General features: G+C 43.4%; 21 protein-coding genes. 12 read left to right on the forward strand and 9 right to left on the reverse strand.

The features are described from left to right. The 11 genes from HY035_01140 to HY035_01190 all read left to right on the forward strand — a co-directional run bounded on the left by HY035_01140 (nucleotide 1) and on the right by HY035_01190 (nucleotide 10,912). Nucleotides 1-648 (forward strand): hypothetical protein, encoded by a 648-nt coding sequence (locus tag HY035_01140; protein MBI3376994.1) that lies wholly within the window; start codon nucleotides 1-3, stop codon nucleotides 646-648. A 140-nt stretch (nucleotides 649-788) separates the two neighbouring features. After that, nucleotides 789-2,444, forward strand: coding sequence for a hypothetical protein (locus HY035_01145; GenBank protein ID MBI3376995.1), 1,656 nt, complete (start codon nucleotides 789-791; stop codon nucleotides 2,442-2,444). Then, on the forward strand, nucleotides 2,428-2,967 hold the full coding sequence (locus HY035_01150) for a hypothetical protein (protein ID MBI3376996.1): 540 nt from the start codon (nucleotides 2,428-2,430) through the stop codon (nucleotides 2,965-2,967). Before HY035_01145 ends, HY035_01150 begins: the two co-directional genes overlap by 17 nt. 11 nt (nucleotides 2,968-2,978) lie before the next feature. Then, on the forward strand, nucleotides 2,979-4,169 hold the full coding sequence (locus HY035_01155) for a hypothetical protein (protein ID MBI3376997.1): 1,191 nt from the start codon (nucleotides 2,979-2,981) through the stop codon (nucleotides 4,167-4,169). 13 nt (nucleotides 4,170-4,182) lie between these two features. Beyond that, nucleotides 4,183-4,950 carry a hypothetical protein gene (locus HY035_01160; GenBank protein ID MBI3376998.1) on the forward strand — a complete coding sequence of 256 codons (768 nt, stop codon included), beginning with the start codon at nucleotides 4,183-4,185 and terminating at the stop codon, nucleotides 4,948-4,950. Nucleotides 4,951-5,016: 66 nt separating this feature from the next. Then, nucleotides 5,017-5,772 (forward strand): transglutaminase domain-containing protein, encoded by a 756-nt coding sequence (locus HY035_01165; GenBank protein ID MBI3376999.1) that lies wholly within the window; start codon nucleotides 5,017-5,019, stop codon nucleotides 5,770-5,772. A 57-nt stretch (nucleotides 5,773-5,829) separates the two neighbouring features. After that, nucleotides 5,830-6,024: an SAP domain-containing protein gene (locus HY035_01170; protein ID MBI3377000.1), complete on the forward strand. Its 195-nt coding sequence runs from the start codon at nucleotides 5,830-5,832 to the stop codon at nucleotides 6,022-6,024. A 21-nt stretch (nucleotides 6,025-6,045) separates the two neighbouring features. Next, entirely contained in the window at nucleotides 6,046-6,654 is a 609-nt protein-coding gene (locus HY035_01175) for a hypothetical protein (protein MBI3377001.1), read from the forward strand. 162 nt (nucleotides 6,655-6,816) lie between these two features. Next, a complete protein-coding gene (locus tag HY035_01180; protein MBI3377002.1) occupies nucleotides 6,817-8,466 on the forward strand; it encodes a phospholipase in 1,650 nt (549 codons plus the stop codon). A 225-nt stretch (nucleotides 8,467-8,691) separates the two neighbouring features. Next, nucleotides 8,692-8,868: a hypothetical protein gene (locus HY035_01185; GenBank protein ID MBI3377003.1), complete on the forward strand. Its 177-nt coding sequence runs from the start codon at nucleotides 8,692-8,694 to the stop codon at nucleotides 8,866-8,868. A gap of 67 nt (nucleotides 8,869-8,935) precedes the next feature. Further along, on the forward strand, nucleotides 8,936-10,912 hold the full coding sequence (locus tag HY035_01190; GenBank protein ID MBI3377004.1) for a radical SAM protein: 1,977 nt from the start codon (nucleotides 8,936-8,938) through the stop codon (nucleotides 10,910-10,912). Nucleotides 10,913-11,022: 110 nt separating this feature from the next. Here HY035_01190 and HY035_01195 read toward each other — a convergent pair whose 3' ends face one another. The 8 genes from HY035_01195 to lipA all read right to left on the reverse strand — a co-directional run bounded on the left by HY035_01195 (nucleotide 11,023) and on the right by lipA (nucleotide 18,867). After that, nucleotides 11,023-11,262, reverse strand: a complete 240-nt coding sequence (locus HY035_01195) for a HypC/HybG/HupF family hydrogenase formation chaperone (protein ID MBI3377005.1) — start codon at nucleotides 11,260-11,262, stop codon at nucleotides 11,023-11,025. 61 nt (nucleotides 11,263-11,323) lie between these two features. Next, nucleotides 11,324-11,863, reverse strand: coding sequence for a HyaD/HybD family hydrogenase maturation endopeptidase (locus HY035_01200; protein MBI3377006.1), 540 nt, complete (start codon nucleotides 11,861-11,863; stop codon nucleotides 11,324-11,326). A 100-nt stretch (nucleotides 11,864-11,963) separates the two neighbouring features. Further along, nucleotides 11,964-12,608 (reverse strand): Ni/Fe-hydrogenase, b-type cytochrome subunit, encoded by a 645-nt coding sequence (cybH, locus tag HY035_01205; GenBank protein MBI3377007.1) that lies wholly within the window; start codon nucleotides 12,606-12,608, stop codon nucleotides 11,964-11,966. Between the two features lie 9 nt (nucleotides 12,609-12,617). Beyond that, nucleotides 12,618-14,210 (reverse strand): nickel-dependent hydrogenase large subunit, encoded by a 1,593-nt coding sequence (locus HY035_01210; GenBank protein MBI3377008.1) that lies wholly within the window; start codon nucleotides 14,208-14,210, stop codon nucleotides 12,618-12,620. Continuing rightward, nucleotides 14,210-15,313, reverse strand: a complete 1,104-nt coding sequence (locus HY035_01215) for a hydrogenase small subunit (GenBank protein MBI3377009.1) — start codon at nucleotides 15,311-15,313, stop codon at nucleotides 14,210-14,212. Before HY035_01215 ends, HY035_01210 begins: the two co-directional genes overlap by 1 nt. Nucleotides 15,314-15,464: 151 nt before the next feature. Then, nucleotides 15,465-16,769, reverse strand: coding sequence for a homoserine dehydrogenase (locus HY035_01220; protein ID MBI3377010.1), 1,305 nt, complete (start codon nucleotides 16,767-16,769; stop codon nucleotides 15,465-15,467). Further along, complete coding sequence (gene alaC / locus HY035_01225; protein ID MBI3377011.1) at nucleotides 16,766-17,941, reverse strand: alanine transaminase; 1,176 nt, start codon at nucleotides 17,939-17,941, stop codon at nucleotides 16,766-16,768. The genes HY035_01220 and alaC overlap by 4 nt, the downstream gene beginning before the upstream one ends. A 71-nt stretch (nucleotides 17,942-18,012) precedes the next feature. Next, on the reverse strand, nucleotides 18,013-18,867 hold the full coding sequence (gene lipA, locus HY035_01230) for a lipoyl synthase (GenBank protein MBI3377012.1): 855 nt from the start codon (nucleotides 18,865-18,867) through the stop codon (nucleotides 18,013-18,015). 277 nt (nucleotides 18,868-19,144) lie between these two features. On the opposite strand from lipA, the gene HY035_01235 reads away from it, so the two are divergent. Beyond that, a complete protein-coding gene (locus HY035_01235; protein MBI3377013.1) occupies nucleotides 19,145-19,981 on the forward strand; it encodes an EamA family transporter in 837 nt (278 codons plus the stop codon). A 47-nt stretch (nucleotides 19,982-20,028) separates the two neighbouring features. On the opposite strand, the gene HY035_01240 is transcribed toward HY035_01235, so the two are convergent. Beyond that, complete coding sequence (locus HY035_01240; GenBank protein MBI3377014.1) at nucleotides 20,029-20,700, reverse strand: M48 family metallopeptidase; 672 nt, start codon at nucleotides 20,698-20,700, stop codon at nucleotides 20,029-20,031. Nucleotides 20,701-20,713: the final 13 nt, after the last annotated feature.

Below are 20,713 nucleotides of genomic sequence, written 5' to 3' on the forward strand. Positions count from 1 at the left end.
ATGCGAATCTTGATATCCTTACTTATTGCTCTATTTTTAATGGCCTCACAGGCGAGCGCGCAGGAGACAAAAGTGCCTATTAAGGAGATACAACCCGTGGCACAAAGGTCTCTGGAGACCTTCAGCCAGCTTGTCACAAAGGAGAACTACAGGCAGATGGGTTTTGAATCTCCTGAAGAGGTGCGCTCTGCAACCCTCGGCGCCCCCGTACAGGACTTCATGGTGCGGCTCGACAAGTTGAAAAAATACGAGCCGGGCAGCAGACCTGATGAATTGTTAACGGCAACAAGCCAGGTAATTTATCCGGTGCTTGTAAAAGGTCAGGTGAGGTCATCAATAACCCTCTCAAAGACTAAGGAAAGCTGGCAGGCCGTGTCATTCGGCGGTTTCAACTTCGTGAAACTGGTTTCAAGTACGCTAATGGAGAGCTCAAAAGTGACAGGGCTCGATTACTCATCCTATTTCCTTGTAAGAGTTCCTTCATTAAATCTCTTTTTCCTCGGCTTTCGCTCGAACAACGAGCTGATGCTTGTGCCGCTTACGGACAATCCCAAGATGGAATTCAAGGCTGGAGCCAGCATGAAGGCAGAAAAGGTCTTTTCCGCAATTCTGCCCGATGCCAAGGCGCATAACGGTCTACCAAGATAGTAAAAGGTGAATGTCGTGAGCTTTGAGCAGGTCATGGAGGTATCAGAGGCAGTGGATAGTCTTGGTTAGGTTTAAAGCGATACCGGGGCAGGCATTGCCTGCCCCGGTATTAAAGATACACGGGAGGGTAGGAGGAAGAAATGAAATCAAAAATATTTTATAAGTGGTATCTTTTAGTATTATTGAGTATTCTGATTTTCTACATAGGTGGCTGTTGCCCTCCTTTTTGTAAGCCAGAACCACCAAAACCTGATGATAGAAAATCCATATTGTCTCCTCCCACGGTCATTCCTCCGCTCTACGAATGTGCAACTGCTGTGTCAGTTCAAGGCTTTGTACCAGGAGCTACAATCGACATCTATGCTAACGGTGCACGCATTGGGGGTGGTGTCTCAGATGCACCATGGGGGCAGAGATTCTCGGTTAACCCTGCTTTGGTTGTTGGGCAAGTTATCACTGCTACTCAGACAGTAAGCGGTGTAACGAGCCAGCTATCTGACGGTGTAGTGGTTGAATCCCTTTTTAAAACCCATCCTGAAGGACTTCCAAAACCAAAACTTGAGACCCCGTTATACGACTGCGGTGGGGCTATAGGTGTTAATAATTTGGCACCGGGTGGACTTCTTGAGGTATTTGCGGATGGAAATCTTGTTGGCGATGTAAACGGATGCGGAGCCGGGCAATGGCTTTTTGTGAACCCTCCTTTTGTCAAAAATCAAGGAGTCTATGCTGCTGAAACATTATGCCTGATTAGAGGACCTCAATCAGACTTGGAAACTGTGCAAGCAGCCCCTGCATCGCTTCCAACTCCCACGGTAAGGGATGTTTATGAAGGAGGGAAATACGCTACGGTGGATAATATAGTCAATGGCGCTATGACGAAAGTTTATAACGGGGCATTGCAAATTGCCGGACACTACTGTTCTGGGGGAAGCCAGATATTCAGGTTAAATCCTCAACCTGCGGCAGGAGACAGCCTTACCGCTGACCAACAGTTGTGCAATGTAAAAAGCAATCCATCGGATCCGACAACTGTAAAACCATGCCGTGAGCTACCGGCTCCGATGATACCTTCAATCTGTGCAGGAGATGATTCCATTACTGTATCAGGTACTGCCCCGGATGCCCGTATTCGTGTTTATGCCAATGGGAATCTTATTGGAGATGGGGGCGGAACCACGATAAACTTGACCCGCCCTGTAGTTGGCGGAGAATCAATCACTGTGACACAATCATTAGGTCAATGTACCAGCCCGCCTTCTACCCCTGTTCAAGTCGGTCAAGGATCGAAAGTGGCTTGCAGTATACCACCATACAGCCCGGCCTATTGGAACGACGGGGGATTTGTTGAGCTTCATAACAATTGCTATAACTATTCCAACAACAAAAGAACAGACACATTTGCCCAGCCTGGAAGGGCAGCAGGAGCTGTTTGGCATGATAGATGCGGAGATAAGCCTTGGGAGTGGGGTCCATGTGATACATGTAAAGACGTATATAATGCCGCCATTGCCGATGGCCTTAAACCTTTGCCAGCCTCAGGAATTTGTCCCTGCAATAAGGATAAATTGGCTCTTGTTATAGCACCTGGTTGGGATTATCATTGGTATCGTCTGGATGGTGGCGGAATGTGGTCTCACAAGCCCGGGGGGACGCCGGCAACCGACCACGATAATTCCGGCAATCCCGTTGCCAATCCTGAAACAGCAGATAGGGGGGAATATACCGACTTTTGCGGCTATTTCTGCTCCTGTTCGGATGCTGCTCAGGGCCAAGGTCATGAAAATATTAACTAATGCAAAATATTTAAATGGAGGTAGAAACGTGTCTATTTTATTGCGATCAAAAAGACTTTTCTGTATAGCTATGTCGATCATAACAATATCAGTTGTGATCCTATCAGGCATTACCAGTGAAGCACAAGAAAAAGGGATGGGTGAAAAAAAGGGTTTAAAGGTGACGATACTGCTTTTCTCAGGCCGTCCTGATCCGACTTATCTATTAGAAGATAAAGCTGCAATAGAGCGATTAAAAACCTTAATCGCCACTGCAAAGGTAAACGAGAAATTTGAAAAGGCCACTGTTATCCCTTCAATCCTCGGTTACAAAGGAATCATTGTAGATAACCAGACAAAAGTTCCAGCTATCCCTGCCCATCTTGCTGTTTACAAGGGTAATATTGAAGTGAAAAATGAACGAAAAAAATTCCTGATAGATGAAGGGGGTGCTATAGAGGATCTTCTTCTGAAACAGGCAATTGAAAAGGGAGTGATAGATGAAAAGATACTTAAACGTATGAAATCAGAGACCGCTAAATAAAGGGGTATAATATGAGTGTAATCATTGATGCTATCAAGTTCAACCACGATCCAAATTCTGCTGCCAATGATGCGGTTAATATCCGTAAAAACAAAACGCAATTTATCAATGTGCCTGAATGGGTGCAGGGAATAAGCACAAAGGCTGAAGACTCTCTCGCTGCTTATGCAATAAAGGAGACGCAAGGAAATACTATAACTATTCAGGCGAGGTTTCACGCAGACGAAGGCATAGAGCAGGCTGAGATCAGGGCAATAGATCCAACTGTTACACCCAGCGGGTGTATTGGATGGATTATCAAAATACTCATTGCTATATTCGGAAATGTTTTAGGTGAAGTAAAGAAGAAGCTGGTTACCTTTGGTGCCGGTGGAGATTCTGGTTTTGTTACCTTCGAACTCAAGAACCCAAAACTATGGGATGTTGGAGTTGGTATCCATTATACAACATGGAAATGGCAATACCGTTTAAATTGTCACAGTCCATGGATAGATATAGATACCACAAGGCATAAAATATATGTGTTGTTAGAGACCCCAAAAGATCCGTGGAAACAAACACCTTATAATGCTGCCAATGACCAGCTTCCATGGACTGAGGTAATAGATTATTCCTGCATATGGGCTATTGGTGCAAAGGACAGAGATACTGCAGCAGGAAAGGTTACAGAAAGGGTGAATGCACTCGGCCCATCCATTGTTGAGTATGACTGCCCTGGCGGTGGTGGAACACATTATTCATCTCCTAAATTTAACTGTACCGAATTTCTTGAGCGACTTAAGGGCGGTTCAGGACTCGGAAAGTATGTAAATTGCACTGATTGTGCGACAATCGTTTCAACATTTTCGAATATACTTGGATGTGACTTATGGCAGTCCAGAATGGGATCTGGATTTGGACTTAACGAGGTAATTTCTATAGGCTACTCTACATGGAGCACGCCTTGTGGCTGGTCAACATTTAACTATCATGAAGTTGCATGGAAGGGAGCGTGTGGCGTTGACGACGAGGTCTTCGATGCTTGTTTAAGAGTTGATGGGGATAGTAGTCCAAGAACTTCGCCTCACACACCGCTATTACCTATAAACATGAAGTTCGGAAATTGTGGGGACCTCTTATATCGAGATCGTTTAACTTCGCTTAGTGGATGCCCCTATTGTAATCCCCAACCGGCAACAAAGCAGCACCGACAAGTTATATAAAGGAGGATGACGAATGGCTAATAATCCTGAAGAAAGACAATACAACATTAGAAAATGGGCCGAACAGGCTGGGGTCGGTAAACCTTTACTTATCTGGAAATTCTTCATGGCAGGAAAAGAAATTCCAGAATGGACGTTAATAAAGGCGCTTCCCGAAGAAATTCAAAAAGATAAAAGAACCATCACCTATATGTGGCAAAAGGGTAAAGGTAAGGGAGAAGAATTAATCAGAGTAGATGTTATAGAATCCGTTTCCTGGCGCCGAACACACGAAATATTGTTAGAACAACTAACCGGCGACTATCAGGCCTTTCAACTTCCGGAGGCTGCATCCCGAAAGATTGAATTGGGAGATGTTGCCTACACCGGTTTTGGGGAAACTATTCAATCCACAATCTTTGCCCGTGCAAATATGATTGTTCGTATCCATAGTGTTGGAAAGCAAAATATATCAATTGTTGATATAGCAAAGCAGGTAGATAATCTGTTTATCTCTAAACCAAAACCATCTGAAAAGGGTGTCATCCCGGAGATTGAACTCTTTTCCCCGGACAAGATGATTACAAGAAGGGGCGAAAAAGTGGCATTGAACATTAAAGCCAGGGACCCTCTTGATAGGCCGCTATGGTATAAACTTATGGCAGAGGAAGGGGAGTTTTTTGTCGAAGGTGAAAAGGTGTACTTTTTATCAGAAAAAGCTGGTCAACCAAAGACCTCTCTATTCGTAATCAATGAAAATGGTTTTGTATCAGGCAGCAGCCTGAGTATTAAAGCAGAGTGAGGTGTGGTTGGTATGAACGCCTGTCAGAGGAAGGTGGTATTAATAGAGAGAGCTAAAGAGGTTTTCATGAAGAAAATTAAATACGGCGAATGGGCCGTCCATCCAGAGATTGCAGAGATGGTAAAAGTCCCGAAGGTTGCTACTGCGATATGGAAGAAGATGGCCACAAAACACGAAGGCGATGTTCTGTACTATAAGTTATGGAACTTCTGGGTAAGGGCCGGCGTTAAGGCTGATTTAAGGAGTGATATATTTTTCAGGGATTACGAGAGGGCAAATGCAGATACAGATGCCCTTTTAATAGATGTTGGTTTTCCATGGAGAAAGGCTGAAACTGAAGAAGAAGTCTGGGAGCGCATAGGCCTGGTCTGGAATTGGCTCAGAGACAATGTTCAGGTTAATAATGATGAATATAGCACCATATCCTCTGTGGAGGGTGAGTGGCCTTCTATCATGGATTATGCCAGATATTATGTGAGTCATGGGAATCTTGTCTGGGCTGCTTGCTTTTCGAAAGCACATCTCTTTGCCACATTGCTTGGAAGGATGGTTTATCCGAGATTCCGTTTTGCAATTGCCGAGGCGCATCATACAGAAAATGGGGCGCCTCCAACAGCAACGCATGTATATGTAGCAGTTTATGTGAGCGACCGCTGGTTTTATCTCGACCCCACAGCGGTTCATAGCGAGGATTTTCCTGACTTTAGACATAGAAAGTCCATAGGCGTGGATAGTTTTGATACAGTAGATTATGAACATCCGTATATGCTTATACCTGTTCCTTTATCAGGTTTTGAGCTTGTTCCTTATTTACCGAAGTGAAGGAGGTCGGGTGATGATCACCGACAAATCTTAAGAATTAAATTAAGAGGAGGTATTATGAAACTACGAGAAATCAAGGCCCTTGCAAAGGGGAAAGACGTTAAGGCCGGTAATATGAAAAAAGCAGAACTTATTAAAGCTATTCAAAAGGCTGAAGGTAATGCTGATTGTTTTGGGGCTGCAACATCAGGAGAATGTGATCAGACGAATTGTCTCTGGAGAGAGGATTGTTTGAACCTGAATAACAGGTGAGGATTATACGAGGAGGGTCAGATGAAGAAACTCATTGTCGTCGTTTTAATCTGTTGTTGTTTGGCCTTTGCCGCAGCCTGTGTTACACCGCTTAAGGTTGTGAATGTGGGCGCTCCGGCCATAAACTGCGTGTTTGATCCGTCATGTAGGGTTACGGTGACTGACACCACTGCCCCTATTCCCATTCCTGCAGGAGGGACTAATTTTTTACAGTCCAGAACATTTGCAGGTCAACCTGGCGCTCCGGCCAACGGCCTTCATGCGTATGAGTACAGGATTGATCTAAGGAATGCAATGGGTATCACATATATCCCCTGTATTAGCTCAATGACGCTTGAGTTCGGCCCTGTGGTCAGCACACTTGACTACGATGGAGACGGAGTGGCCGACCAAGTTTATGTCGTCACAAGCGGGGGGCTGGGTAGCATCGGCCTTGCTTCGGCGGAGAAGGAAGGCAACACGATTACCTTCAATTTTAGCGCTCCTGTATGTGCAGGTGGTCATCCTGGCGGCGGCCAGAGCGCCTATTTCTTCGGTTTGGTTTCCACACAACCCCCGGGACCTGTTACGGCGACCGTAAAGGAGACTACTGGTACGGTGCACAACGTCCCTGTACTCGCACCTCAATGAAGGACGGTTCTTTTTTAAGTCGCCAATCCAAAATGAGGGAGGTGATGACTAAGATTTAAGCGAAAGTAGAATGGCTGAACTTCTATCCTTATAGGGTTTAATTGGTTATATGAAAACACGGATATCTTATATCAAATATGAGGGAGAAACATGGAGGACGGTATGGAGAAAGTTAAAATCAAACCTTATATTGGAACTAAAATGATTCTGCTCGCCTTCAATTGGGAATCAGGAAAAGACAGAAGTGATTTTTTAGGATTTGCAATTAAAAGATCTCCGGGTTATGGAAAAGCAAAAGAGAACTGGCTGCCCAACAGAATCAGTTTCGATGGACCGGTTAAGGGAAGGGAGTTTCCCTCCAATAAAAGTCCTATCCAAAAATTTATGTGGTGGGACAATAGAGTCAATCATAAAGACAGGTCAATAGAGTATACGTATACGATTTATCCGGTTGTTGGCAGCAAGGACAACCTAAACTTAGTTGAGAATGCGAAGAGTTCAATCAAAACAAAATTACTGCCTGATGAATTCAACGGTGTGGGGACATACTTTAATAGAGCAGTTGTCAGTTCCCAGGCATTTTCAAAAAAATTTCCGAAGGGCGTAACAAGTGCTAATAAACTTAAAGCATTAAAATGGCTTGCCGATGGCTTAGAGCAGGTAATCCCAAGCTTTTTAAATAATTCGGATGCTGTCGAAGGAGCGATTTATCATTTAGAAGATAAGTATTGGATAATACCGGCATTCGAAGATTACCCGAAGTCTATATCCTTAGTTTACGATAATGCTAAGGGTGATGACAAAACAAATAGCTATGCTGTCTCAAAACTGGGGGGAACGGCTCATGTGCAATTACTGCCCCGGACACGCACGTCTATAATGCATAACAAGTTTTTAGTTAGATTAACCGGCAACAAGGCGACTGAGGTGCTGATGGGTTCAGCAAATTTCACTACCGATGGGTTATCGCAACAAGCCAACTACTTGCATACTTTCGCCTGTCCTGAGCTTGCCGGGCATTATCTGGGCAGAAAGAGGATTCTGGAGGATGATCCTAAAAAAGCAGAAACGGCAAAACTTGCAGAATGGTCGGATGAAATCACTTTTAACGGGTTGCAAATCCGAGCGTATTTTTCACCCGAGAAAAAACCGGGAAGAATTGCCATGTCTCCAATAATTGACGCAATTAATAACGCAAAAAAATCTGTAGTTTTCTCACTATTCAGTCCTACTGACTCTGAACTTAGGAATGTTATTTTTGAAGCTGCTGACCGAGGCTTAATGATGTTTGGCTTGATAAATAAAGTTGATGATACTAAACCGGAAAGAACAAGCGAAAGGGCTGATGTTGTGGCAAGAGTTGAAATCTACCACAGATCAAAAAATAATAAGGATGTTTACGGGCATTCTTACTTTAAAAAAGACGAAGCCCCTGATGGTTTCTGGTGGGAAAAAAGCGGTTTTGGAAAAAGAAAACATCCCGTTTATATTCATCACAAGTTTATTGTTATAGATGCTGAAACCGATAATCCAACCATTTATACAGGCTCTGCCAACATGAGCAGCAACTCCAATTACAATAATGATGAAAACCTTCTTGAAATCAAGGGAGGGAAAGAGCTGGCATCCATTTATCTGGCGGAATTTTTGAGACTTTATGAGCATTACAGGGCAAGAGTTCAATGGGATGACTTTATAAAAAAGGGGGAAAAATCAACTTATAAGCTTGCGGGAAATTCAAGATGGGCAAAAGACGATTATGACTCTAATAACCCAAAATCAAAGTCAAGGCTTTCAATGGTTGGGCAATAGTTTCAACCCTGCCCTCTTAGGAGGTCAGCCGTGCCAAAACATAGAAGTCTTTCGGGGAGCCCATTTATAAACCCTAACCGCAGGACATAAGAGAAAGGAGGAAAAATTCAGGATTTACAGGTGGCTTGCAACTGAAGGCGCCCTGATATTTGATTTCGGGGCAAAATAAACTGGACAGTTCACTGTGATGGGATTGTCCCAATAATTCAAGAGAGGAGATTACAAATGACTAAAACTGCATCAGTCAAAGAATTCAACTTAAAAGTAGCCAAGCTTATCAAGGAATTAAGCCCAGAGGAAATCGTGGAAGTTCTAAGCTCTGAAGAATCCTTAATTAATATGCCGCACGATAAGAATATTCATCGTCGTGTCAGCCCTGAAGCTAAAAGCCAAGTTAGTTAATTCAGCAGAACTAACTATCTGTGCCGCAAGGCACAGATAGTTAGTAATTTAGTGAGGCAACCAAAAAATGACAGACCTTTTACTTGTTTTTCCTCCTCAATGGAGCCCTTTTCAGCCACCTCTCGCTCCGCCAAGTTTATCTGCATGGTTAAAGCGAGAAGGTTTTGATGTGTCCAGTCAGGACGTAAATATATTATTTTTTGAATGGCTTCTATCGGATGAATGCGCAGAAATACTTATTAAAAGAGTTAGAAAACTGCCCTTAAGACAATCCCAAAAGGACGGATATGAAGCTGTATTGAAGAATGCTGGTGACTTTAGGCGGGATATATTTTCACTTCGGGACTTAAAAAAATCAAAAATATCTTTAAATCATGAGGATTTGATAAAAAAATACTATATCGCCACAAAAGCTCTTGAGGTATACCTGGAAGTTATTTCAAAGATATCTGATGCTTTTGCATTATATCCATATGATTTTCGATTGAAAGGAGGCAATCTTAATTTCAATACGTTAGAACAAATGCTGCTCAACCCTCCCGAAGTGTTCAGCATTTATGCCGAACAAATAATTGAGAAGAATATTATGCCTGCAAATCCAAAAATTATAGGATTATCCTGTCTAGGACAGGAACAATTATATTTCGTTCTTTTATTCGGGCAATTACTTAAATCCAGATCGGACATTCCTATTATTGTTGGAGGAACTTTCTTGACTAGAATATTTGAGCAAGGCTCCCTGAAAGCGAGCTGGTTTACGAAATATTTCGATATTATCGTAATAAATGAAGGAGAAAAACCGTGTCAAGAAATATTGTCAAATCTCAGAGACGGCTTTGCTCTTACCAAAGAAGTTTCCGGGATAATATTTTTGGAAGATAACACGATTGTCTCATCCCCTCCCGGCAGAGCATTAAATCCAGCAGAAATACCTATTCCTGATTTTGATGACATGCCCCTTGAGCGTTATTTTTCCATTGCGACTACCCTTCCACTTCTCGCATCAAGAGGATGTTACTGGGGCAAATGTGAATTTTGTCGTCATGGAATGGTTTATGGTGATAATAATTTTAAGGTTTATGAAATTAACAAGGTATTAGATACAGTGAACCATCTTTCACAAAAATATAACATTTCACAATTCTCATTTCGAGATGAAGCAATGCCGCCTTCCATCATTCGTCAATTAGGTAAAGTGTTTCCTCCTCATGTTGAAACGGGTTGGACCTTTTCAGGAGACGTTCGCTTCGATAAATCATTTACCATGGATGATTTCACAAATCTTTATAAGATCGGATTTCGATCTCTTCAGGTAGGATTAGAATCAGGATCAGAACATGTTCTGAAATTGATGAAGAAAGGAGATGATAATTACAGAAAAGAAACAATGATTAGAAATTTAGCAACTGCAACTGAATCCGGCATTTGGATACACTGCTTTTTATTTTTTGGCTTTCCCGGTGAAACCGATGAAGACGCCAGGCAAACTTATGAGTTTGTTTTGCATCATGCAAATACAATAGGCAATTTTGGATGCGGAACTTTTATCCTGGAACATAATTCGCCAATTTTCCGTCATGTTAATGATTTTGGCGTACGAATAATGAATCAGTCCGATAACACGCGCATGAACGTATTTTATGAACACGAAGTTTCCGAAGGTATTTCAATCAAGAGAGCTTTGGAATGGATGGAAACACTTGTATCGGCGTCAAACAAAATATCAAAATTTCACGCTGTCAGCTGGATACCCAGGGAACAATATCTCTGTATTCTATCCAGAATAGAACCTCATCAACTTATAGAAGAAGGACAGTCCATCCGCACATTTAAAAATTTACCCCAAAATGCTTCTTTATCGGAAATAGCCAGTTTGATTTCGCATCCAAGAGAAGAAAATACTGTTATATTGATTAATCGAATAAATCACCGGATTTTAAATCTAAAAGGCAAATCGTCTGAACTAATACGCTTATTTTATGAAAACGATTTTGAGTTGCTCAAAATGCATGAATATTGCCCAAATTGTATCGACTGGCTCTGAGGCGTTAAACCTCTTTAATTGTTCCGCGGCTCATCCTTAGCTGTCTCCCTGCCTTGCGAGTTCTATGCTGTGCGTTATAAAAATAAAGGTGTCGACTTCAAATTAAAACTTTAGGGCTGTGAGGGTTCCCCTGTTTCCTCTAAAAGTTGTCTTATATATTTCAGAGCTTCTTCGGCGGCTTCTTCATCCACTTTCTGTATGGCGAAACCTGCATGCACCAGGACAAAGTCTCCAATCTTTGCATCATCAGGCATAAGGAGAAGGCTTACACTGCGTTGTGCGCCATAGACCTCAACAGTGGCATTCAAATCCTGAATCGTTATTATTTTAGATGGAACTGCAAGGCACATTTTTTTCTCCCGTTAAAATAGTCTAATGCATTACTTCATAATCTGTAAACAGGCTCGTAAATCAAGGCTCTGTTGTGATTTTTGAATGATTCCCCAGCGCTTTTATTTTCTTGAGTTCATCAAAAACAAGTTCTTTAACCTTAGGCATTGCCATTCTGACTTCATCTGACAGTTCAAGCCCCCATAAAATGTTTTTCGGCTGTACAGCTATAATCACTGTTTTTGGCTTTGCGCCTGTAAGCGCAGCCATATCAAGGACGTCTGTGAGGCTTATCTGGTGAAGTGATATTTTCTGTTCTGAATGAAAGCTCATATCCTCTGGAGAAAACTTGAATATTGATCCCGGCGCGTCACCGGCCTCTACAACATCTATTACAATCAGGTAATCAATTGAACGAAATGCAGGGATAAGCTGGTGGCTTACTGTCCCAGCTTCAAGTATCTGAACATTGGGAGGAAATGCGGTTTCTTCAAGCGATTGAATTAGATGGACTCCGAATCCGTCATCTCTGAGCAGAATATTCCCCACGCCAAGAATTAAAACTTTAGGGGGAGGCGATACACCTCCCCCACTTTGCTCAAGAATACCCTTTTTTGTCATTGCGAGCAAAGCGAAGCAATCCCACTATTTTCTTGAGATTGCTTCGGGACTCCGTCCCTCGCAATGACACTCCTATAATAGATATTACCCTTTTCATTCATCAGAATTTTTTCTTGAGTTTATAGCCTGTAAAAATGGAACTGAAGGTCTTGTCTTTGTGGACAACAGACCATATCAAACCCATATACATATGGGCGCCGAGAAAGATGATGAAAACCCACATTGAAAGGAAATGCCATATTCTTGTGTAGGATTCACCACCGAGCATTGCATTAACCCATCTGAAACTCTCCTGAGCGTTGATGAATCCGAATGCATTTCCTTTATAAAGAGCCGCGCCTGTAAATGTTGTGAAGATTATCAGCACTGCAATTAAGAGATAGGCAAACGCCTGGAGCGGATTATACTTCCTGTAATCTTTATGCGTATCATTTACGAAGAGATAGTAAGCGAGCATATCAGGAAGATCTTTCAGGTTTTTAGTTATGCTGAAGTCTTTCCAGTCTCTGTCAAATGCAGAGTTGAATGCCAGGTATACTCTTACAACAAGCCCCAGGACAAGCGCATATGCAGCAACAGAATGAAAAAATTTCATCCAAGACATTACTGCGCTTTCAGCGCTCCCGCTTATAAACGGCCAGTGGATGTAAAACCCTGTGAATACGAGTGCCGCTATTGCAATGACCCTGACCCAGTGCTCTGCTCTTAACGCCAAACTCCATTCATATTTAAGTTCATTTGCCATATCTCCTCCCTATGACACCTTAAATTGCATTATCCTGTTGGATTCGGGATGTATCACGTGGACTGTGCACGCAAGACACGGATCAAATGAATGCACAACCCTCAAGACCTCAAGAGGTTTCTCAGGATTGACTACTGCCGTTCCGACAAGCGCCTCCTCAATCGGTCCCCTTACACCCTTGTCATCCCTCGGGCAAACGTTCCACGTTGTAGGCACAACGCACTGGTAGTTTTTAATCTTCTTCCCTTCAACATCTAACCAATGCCCCAGCGCTCCTCTGGGAGCTTCCCATAGTCCGATACCTTTTGCCTTGTCAGGTATTTCGTACGGCGTATAAACCTCTGCCTTGCCTTTTTTGATATTCTCTACAATATCAAGTCCCCACTGATACATGGAATCAGCAACCATCTTGCATTCAAGCGCACGGGCCGCAATCCTGCCGACCACACCCAGGAGAACCTGCGGCTTTCCTGCGTGCCCGATTGCAGCCAATGTGTTGTCAATCAGTTTTTTCGCTGTTGGCTGTCCCGATGCATACGCCACGAGCATTCTTGCAAGGGCGCCGGCCTCCATTGGTTTATTCTTCAATCTTGGCGCCTTTGCCCATGTGTATTTTTTGTTAGGATCGTATTCTGTATATTCAGGGTCTGTTTCACCAATGCTTGGATTTAAAGGTTGTGTGCCTTTATACCAACTATGTGAGGTGTGCTCTGTCACATCCTCTGGCTTTGCATCATGGACTTTCGGAAAGTCCTCGGCAAATATAGCCCCTCTCGGCAGAAGCCTCTTCTTGGGATCAAAGGATGCATCCTCAAAGACTCCCCATGAGAGGAAATTTGCATGTCCCTTTCCTACCCCGGCATAGTCAAGATAATAAGGGGCAATTGCAAGCACATCAGGAACATAGACAGTGTCTATCCAGTTCTGTAATTCTTTTATCCTGAAAAGATAATTAGCAATATCATCAACAGTAGGGACATGAGTAGAGCCGCCAGGAGGGCTTGTCATTGTCATAGGCATTCTTCCGCCGAAGAGCGCGCTCAACTGAGCCGCCTTTGCCTGCATATCCAGAGCCTCAAGATAATGAGCTACAGCGAGCAAATTTAAATCAGGAGGGAGTTTGTACGCGGGGTGTCCCCAGTATCCGTTTGCGAACGGCCCAAGCTGTCCTGATTCAACAAATGACTTGAGTTTTGCCTGCACCTTTTTAAGCGATGCTTCTTTGGGCTGCGCTTTAAGGGCAGCAACAACATCAACATAATCAAGCGCGGCAAGATGATAAAACCAGAGTATGTGCGAGTGAACAAACTGGCACCCTTCAACTATATTTCTTATTATCCTGCCATTGTCAGGAGGTTTTATCTTAAAAGCATCGTCCATGCTCATTGAAGATGTGTGTCCATGCGATGTGGGGCATACTCCGCAGATTCGCTGGGTAAGATGCCAGGCGTCTCTCGGGTCCCTGCCTTTCAGGATTATTTCAAAACCCCTGAACAAAGTGCCGCTTGTCCATGCGTCTTTAACCTTGCCGCCCTCAATCTCAACATCAATCTTTAAATGCCCTTCTATCCTTGTAACTGGGTCTATGGTTATACGCGCCATTATTTATTACCCCCTTCCTTTTCTCCCTTGCCTCTTCCTGATGATTTTGTAGCTATGGCATGGGCCGCTATGCCTACAGCAGTTGCAACTCCTGCAACAGCGCCAATCTTATCTGCTGTTGCCTGAATGCCGGGCAACTTTACATCCGGGAGTCGTTCATAAAAGCCCGCAAATTTATCAGGCCATCCATGCTCAGCGCAGCCTATGCATGGACCTCCGGACTTCACACACCAGCTGATTCTGTCGTTATACATAACCTTAGGGCATGCAGAGTAAGTCATCGGGCCTTTGCATCCCATCTTATATAAACAGTATCCCAAAGCCTCTTCGTTAGAACCGAATGTCTCTACAAATCTTCCCGCATCAAAATTCGCTCTTCGCTCGCAGTTCTCATGTATAGTCTGGCCATAGAACATCTTGGGACGCCCGAAGCTGTCAAGCTCAGGAAGTTTGCCAAGAAGCAGATAATTCACAACTACCGCCACAAGATACTCTACATTAACAGGGCAGAGGTCAAGGTTAACAACGGCTTTTTTTACTCCGACCTTCTTAAGCGCCTCTGTAACGCCTATAATTTGTGATGGATTGGGTTTTGCTGCCGGCACGCCGCCGAATGTAGCACAGCTTCCGACTGCAAGAATTGCCACCGCCGGGCCGGAAAATTCCTTAAGTATATCAAGCATCTCTTTGCCTGCTATCATGCCATGCCCTTTCTTTGTGGGAACACCGCCTTCCACTATGAGAATATAATCACCGGCCTTTTTTGAGTTCTGAAGAATTTCCTCTGCCTGTTTTCCTGCGGCAGCCATGATTGTCTCGTTGTAATCAACGCTCAGGATGTCAAGAACAAGGTCAGCGGCATTTGGATATGTTGCCTTGATGAGAGCCTCTGTGCAGCCTGAATCCGATGCAAAGTTAAGCCATACAACAGGCGGCCTTTTGGATGCCTTTTCTATAGCTGCTGCAATTTTAGGAATAAATGATTCCGACAACCCGAGAAGGGCAGCGGTAGCGCCGCAGAATTTCAGAAAGTCCCTTCTTTTAATTCCCTGAAATTCGAAAGTCCCGAGAAATTGCTTACTGATTTCTTCCCTGTCTCCCATAGAATTTTCCCCTCCTTCTGTTTTGATTCACTTTATAAAAGGTCCAAAGCTATTTCTCCTTACAGTCATTTAAAATTCTGATAATCTTAATGCAAATAGTATTAGACTTCATCTGCTTTGTCAAGGAGTTTTTTAAACTGAAGGTAAGCCCCTATTCTTCTTTCCCCACAACTCTTATATAGAGCGTTTTGTCCGCAACAACTGAGAGCCTGTCAATTTCAGCTACCGCCTTGATAACATCCTTTTCTTTTGCCGTATGCGTAAGCACAATGAGGGGTACAGCCTCTCCAAGTCTTCTTCCTTTCTGAATAACAGAGGTTATGCTTATGTTGTAACTGCCGAGCACCCCGGAGATGCTTGAGAGAACGCCCGGCTTGTCAAATGCGGTGAACCTGAAATAATACATTGCCTCAATGTCTTCTATGCCCTTAACCTTTAGCTTAGAGCGTGGAATCAGGACTGCTTTTTTACTCCTGACTCCTGACTCCTGACTCCTGACTATCTTCTTTCCAATATCTACGACATCGCTTACAACTGCGCTGCCTGTCGGCATATCACCTGCGCCCCTTCCATAGTAAAGGGTGTCGCCGACAGCATCTCCCTGCACATAAATTGCATTGAAAACACCGTCAACCTTTGATATAAGATAATCCCTTGGAACCATTGTGGGATGAACCCTGAGTTCCACCTTGTTGTCGGAAGCCTTTGCGATTGCAAGAAGTTTTATCTTATAACCCAACTCTCCTGCAAAGCCGATGTCCTGAGAAGTTATTCTGGTTATGCCTTCTTTATAAACGTCATTAAACGAAAGCGGTATGTTATACGCCAGCGATGCAAGAATCGCCAGCTTATGAGCCGAGTCAATCCCTTCAATATCATAAGCAGGGTCAGCTTCCGCATAGCCGAGCCTCTGCGCCTCTTTCAGAGCATCAGAAAACTCAAGGCCCTCGTCCGTCATCTTTGTGAGAATATAATTTGAAGTGCCGTTTATTATCCCATAGACTGCCAGTATCCTGTTAGCAACGAGTCCCTCTTTTATAATTTTGATAATGGGAATGCCGCCGGCAACAGACGCCTCAAAGCCTATCTCAACACCATGCTTTTCCGCTTCAGCCAATATTTCATTTCCCTCTGTGGCGATAAGCGCTTTATTCGCTGTAACCACATGCTTTTTATTCCTTATGGCTTTAAGGATAAGTTCCTTTGCAGGGTGTATGCCTCCGATAAGTTCAATAACTATATTAATCTCAGGGTCATTAAGTATCTCGTCAACATTAGCGGTCAGAATTCCTTCCGGCAGTTTAATCCCCCTGCTCTTTTTTATGTCAAGGTCAGCAATTTTTTTCAGGTTTATATCAAAACCGGTTCTCTGAGAAATAACATCTTTGTTTTCAAGCAATATCTTAGCCGTTCCTGCACCGACAGTCCCGAATCCTATAATGCCGACATTAATCATCTGCCAAGCACCTTCTTGATTCCCTTTGCCGCCTGTTTTATCCTGTGCTCGTTCTCAACAAGGGCAAACCTCACATGCTCGTCCCCGCCCTCTCCAAACCCGATTCCGGGAGCTACGGCAACGCCTGCATCTTTAATCAGAAGTTTTGCAAACTCCAGTGAACCCATCTTCCTGAACTGCTCCGGAATCTTCGCCCATACAAACATGGTTGCCCTTGGAGGCTCAATAATCCATCCTGCCTGATTTAGTCCCTTTATTAATACATTCCTTCTTGACTCGTATATTTTTCTGAATTCCTCAACACAATCCTGAGGCCCTCTCAGAGCAACAATGCTTGCAATCTGTATGGGTTGGAACATCCCGTAGTCAAGATAACTCTTTATCTTTATCAGCGCTCCGACAATATCCTTATTCCCAACGCAAAAACCGACTCTCCATCCTGCCATGGAATAGCTTTTTGTAAGAGAGAAAAATTCAACTCCTACATCCTTTGCTCCCGGAACCTGCAAAAAGCTCGGCGCCTTGTAATTATCAAACACAAGGTCTGCATAGGCAAAATCATGAACAACTATTATATTGTTTTCTTTTGCAAAATCCACGACCTTCTTAAAGAACTCCAGCCCTTCAACAACGATTGTTGTCGGATTGTGAGGGAAGTTCATTATAAGCATCTTAGGCCTGGGCCATGTTTTTTTAAATGCCTTTTCCATTTCTGCAAAAAAATCAATCCCCGGCCCTATCGGAATGCTTATAACCTCACCGCCTGCAATTATCACACTGTAAGGATGTATCGGATATGCAGGCGCAGGCGTCATAACAACATCTCCGGGCTGTATGGTTGCAAGGGCAAGGTGCGAAAGCCCTTCCTTTGACCCGATAGTTACAACTGTCTCGCTTTCAGGGTCTAAGTCAACATCAAATCTCCTCTTGTACCACTCGCATACCGCCATCCTCAACTGGGTGATTCCCTTTGATGCAGAATACCTGTGGTTCTTGGGATTATTCGCTGCCTCGCAGAGCTTGTCTATCACATGTTTTGGGGCAGGCATGTCAGGATTTCCCATGCCAAGGTCAATTATATCATCCCCGCGTTTTCTTGCCTCCATCTTTAGGCCGTTGACTATGGCAAACACATAAGGCGGAAGCCTCTTTATCCTGTTAAACTCAAACATTTAATTCCTCCAAAAAGTTAAAATTTGAAAGTTTAAAGTTAAAAATTAAAAGTTTTAAAACTCTTAACTCTTCACTTATAACTCATAACTGCTGTATGCATCTCCTCCGCATTCATTGAACTCCTTACAAGCGGAGCTGATGCCGCATATTTAAACCCTATTTTAACGGCTGTTTCTTTATATTCATTAAAAATCTCCGGCCTTACATATTCCTTAACAGGGAGATTCTGCTTGCCCGGCCTGAGGTATTGTCCTATTGTCACAGTATCACAGCCGGAATCTTTAAGGTCTTTCAATACGCTGACGACCTCATTGAAAGTCTCGCCCAGCCCTACCATCAGCCCTGATTTTGCGTTAATATCAAGCGCTATCTTTTTTGCATTTCGCAACACATTTAAGGATCTTTCGTAATTTGCCTGAGGCCTTACATGCGGATAAAGCCTTGGCACAGTCTCTACATTATGATTATAGACATCGGGCGCAGAATCAAGGACAGTCTTCAGTGCATCGTAATCACCTTTAAAATCAGGGGTGAGAACTTCCACCGTTGTCTTGGGAAGATGTTTTTTTACTGCCTTTACTGTTTCAGCAAAATGCCTGGCGCCGCCGTCAGGCAAGTCATCACGTGTAACAGAGGTTACAACCACATATTTCAATCCCATATCCTTTGCAGCCAGAGCAACCCTTTCAGGTTCCATTTCATCAAGAGGCTTAGGAGCAGAGGACTCTACAGAGCAGAACCCGCAGTTTCTTGTGCATGCAGAGCCGAGAATCATGAAAGCCGCCGCAGGTTTTGAAAAGCATTCTCCAATGTTCGGACATCGCGCCTCCTCGCAGACAGTTGAAAGGCGGTGATTCCTCAAAATCTGTTTAGTATCATGCCCCCCCATAGGGCTTTTTACTTTTATCCACTCCGGCAATCGCATGGTTATTAAACATAAAATAAATGGAAAAGTTTGTCAATCACAGGCAGGACTGAAAAATAGACATGGAAGGTTGTCATTGCGAGGCAAAGCCGAAGCAATCTGACACGAAGTGTCATTCCGAACGAAGTGAGGAATCTCAAGTGAGATTGCCACGGGCTACGCCCTCGCAACGACCTTTTAGGTCGGATTGCCACGAACCCTTCGGGTTCTCGCAATGACAGAAAATGCAATGTGTTAAAATGTTACCTATGCTTTATACGGAGGATATTGTTTCCCAATGAATAGAATGATGCCTTCTCTTTATATTCTGCTTGCCATATTCCTGTGGAGCGGTCTTGGTATAATCGTAAGGCTTTCCGGCGTTGAGGTACACATCCTCATTTTTTATTCGGTCATAACAGCCTTGATTGTTCAGGGCTTAATCTTATCACACAAAAATTACAGGAAGGAAATCCCTGATTTCAGGAGGCTTAAATATCCTGCAATATTAGGCGTCGCAGGGCTCCTGAATACGTTTTCTTATTTTCTTGCCTTTAAACATACAACGATAGCAAATGCAGTGCTCACTCATTACACTGCTCCTCTAATTGTTGCTTTTCTTGCCCCATTATTTCTGAGAGAAAAAGTAACACGAAAGATTATTGTTGCAATAGTCATAGCTTCAACAGGCCTGTGGATTATGCTTAACGGATTTTCGTTCAAGGAAGGACATGCTCTCGGAATAACCGCGGGGCTGGTATCGGGATTCGCTTATGCAGCAGTCATTATTTTCATCAGAGTTTACACGCAGAGCTTTAATCCTGTAGTGCTTGCCTTTTTCTCAAACGCAGTCATTGCAATCTTTCTTGCGCCTTTTGTCAGGGAGTTTCCGGTAAATGCGCTCTGGAGTTTTCTGGCAATGGGGATTGTTCATTCTACAATAGCCCCGATTCTCTACTTTAAAGGCCTTCGCTATGTCTCTGCCGGCAGAACTGCTGTGCTTGGGTATCTTGAACCCGTTATCGCGATAATCTTCGGCATAATATTTTTGAATGAATTGCCGGGAAAAGGCTCAATTATCGGAGGACTGCTGATAATATTTTCAGGGTACCTTACTTTAAGAGAGGGGAAATAAGCAGAGCTTCTCCGGAACTTTTGCTGATTTTTCCGCTCCGGGTTCCTTTAAATACTCAGAGTCCTTTCGTTATCCTTCAACCACTTTTGCCTTCTTTTAAAATCAGGCATGATGCTTTTTACTTTATCCCAAAATAATCTTGAGTGGTCTCTTTGTTCCAAATGCACAAGTTCATGCACAATTACATAGTCAATTATTTCCAGCGGCGCCATTATCAAACGCCAGCTGAAATTTACAGTTCTCTTTGAGCCGCTTGAGCCCCATCTTCTTTGAGCGCCAGTGATTTTGATTGAGAGCGGCTTATATCCGGTAAGGCTTGAATACCACTCGCAGCGCTCTTTTATCTTCTTTTCCGCGACTGATTTGTACCACTTTATCACAACATCCCTTGCATAAGGCACTTTTTCCAGAGATAAAAGCAGATTATCTTTAAGCTCAATATCAACACTAATACTATCCACAATTTCCAAATTATAGCTCTTTCCGAGACAAAAGAATGACTCTCCATTTACAAATTCCTTAGCTTTTGGCTTAGGCCTGCTCTGTATCTCCTGCAACTTTGCTCTAATCCATACACGTTTTTCATTAACCAGCTTTTCCAAATAATCAAAAGGAGTTTTGAGCGGTGCGCGGATAACGAGCGTTGCATCGTGTGTCAGCACAAGCGCAATCGTTTTTCTTTTTGAGCGGATTATTCTGCTGATTTTAATTTCTTCCATAAAGTGCGGAACT

The organism is Nitrospirota bacterium, from assembly GCA_016195565.1.
Classification (GTDB): Bacteria; Nitrospirota; Thermodesulfovibrionia; order Thermodesulfovibrionales; family UBA1546; genus UBA1546.

What these genes read in the sequence shown, in the direction of transcription:
- HY035_01140 (MBI3376994.1), top strand. Translation starts at nt 1, where the DNA reads ATGCGAATCTTGATATCCTTACTTATTGCTCTATTTTTAATGGCCTCA.
- HY035_01145 (MBI3376995.1), top strand. Translation starts at nt 789, where the DNA reads ATGAAATCAAAAATATTTTATAAGTGGTATCTTTTAGTATTATTGAGT.
- HY035_01150 (MBI3376996.1), top strand. Translation starts at nt 2,428, where the DNA reads ATGAAAATATTAACTAATGCAAAATATTTAAATGGAGGTAGAAACGTG.
- HY035_01155 (MBI3376997.1), top strand. Translation starts at nt 2,979, where the DNA reads ATGAGTGTAATCATTGATGCTATCAAGTTCAACCACGATCCAAATTCT.
- HY035_01160 (MBI3376998.1), top strand. Translation starts at nt 4,183, where the DNA reads ATGGCTAATAATCCTGAAGAAAGACAATACAACATTAGAAAATGGGCC.
- HY035_01165 (MBI3376999.1), top strand. Translation starts at nt 5,017, where the DNA reads ATGAAGAAAATTAAATACGGCGAATGGGCCGTCCATCCAGAGATTGCA.
- HY035_01170 (MBI3377000.1), top strand. Translation starts at nt 5,830, where the DNA reads ATGAAACTACGAGAAATCAAGGCCCTTGCAAAGGGGAAAGACGTTAAG.
- HY035_01175 (MBI3377001.1), top strand. Translation starts at nt 6,046, where the DNA reads ATGAAGAAACTCATTGTCGTCGTTTTAATCTGTTGTTGTTTGGCCTTT.
- HY035_01180 (MBI3377002.1), top strand. Translation starts at nt 6,817, where the DNA reads ATGGAGAAAGTTAAAATCAAACCTTATATTGGAACTAAAATGATTCTG.
- HY035_01185 (MBI3377003.1), top strand. Translation starts at nt 8,692, where the DNA reads ATGACTAAAACTGCATCAGTCAAAGAATTCAACTTAAAAGTAGCCAAG.
- HY035_01190 (MBI3377004.1), top strand. Translation starts at nt 8,936, where the DNA reads ATGACAGACCTTTTACTTGTTTTTCCTCCTCAATGGAGCCCTTTTCAG.
- HY035_01195 (MBI3377005.1), bottom strand. Translation starts at nt 11,262, where the DNA reads ATGTGCCTTGCAGTTCCATCTAAAATAATAACGATTCAGGATTTGAAT.
- HY035_01200 (MBI3377006.1), bottom strand. Translation starts at nt 11,863, where the DNA reads ATGACAAAAAAGGGTATTCTTGAGCAAAGTGGGGGAGGTGTATCGCCT.
- cybH (MBI3377007.1), bottom strand. Translation starts at nt 12,608, where the DNA reads ATGGCAAATGAACTTAAATATGAATGGAGTTTGGCGTTAAGAGCAGAG.
- HY035_01210 (MBI3377008.1), bottom strand. Translation starts at nt 14,210, where the DNA reads ATGGCGCGTATAACCATAGACCCAGTTACAAGGATAGAAGGGCATTTA.
- HY035_01215 (MBI3377009.1), bottom strand. Translation starts at nt 15,313, where the DNA reads ATGGGAGACAGGGAAGAAATCAGTAAGCAATTTCTCGGGACTTTCGAA.
- HY035_01220 (MBI3377010.1), bottom strand. Translation starts at nt 16,769, where the DNA reads ATGATTAATGTCGGCATTATAGGATTCGGGACTGTCGGTGCAGGAACG.
- alaC (MBI3377011.1), bottom strand. Translation starts at nt 17,941, where the DNA reads ATGTTTGAGTTTAACAGGATAAAGAGGCTTCCGCCTTATGTGTTTGCC.
- lipA (MBI3377012.1), bottom strand. Translation starts at nt 18,867, where the DNA reads ATGCGATTGCCGGAGTGGATAAAAGTAAAAAGCCCTATGGGGGGGCAT.
- HY035_01235 (MBI3377013.1), top strand. Translation starts at nt 19,145, where the DNA reads ATGAATAGAATGATGCCTTCTCTTTATATTCTGCTTGCCATATTCCTG.
- HY035_01240 (MBI3377014.1), bottom strand. Translation starts at nt 20,700, where the DNA reads ATGGAAGAAATTAAAATCAGCAGAATAATCCGCTCAAAAAGAAAAACG.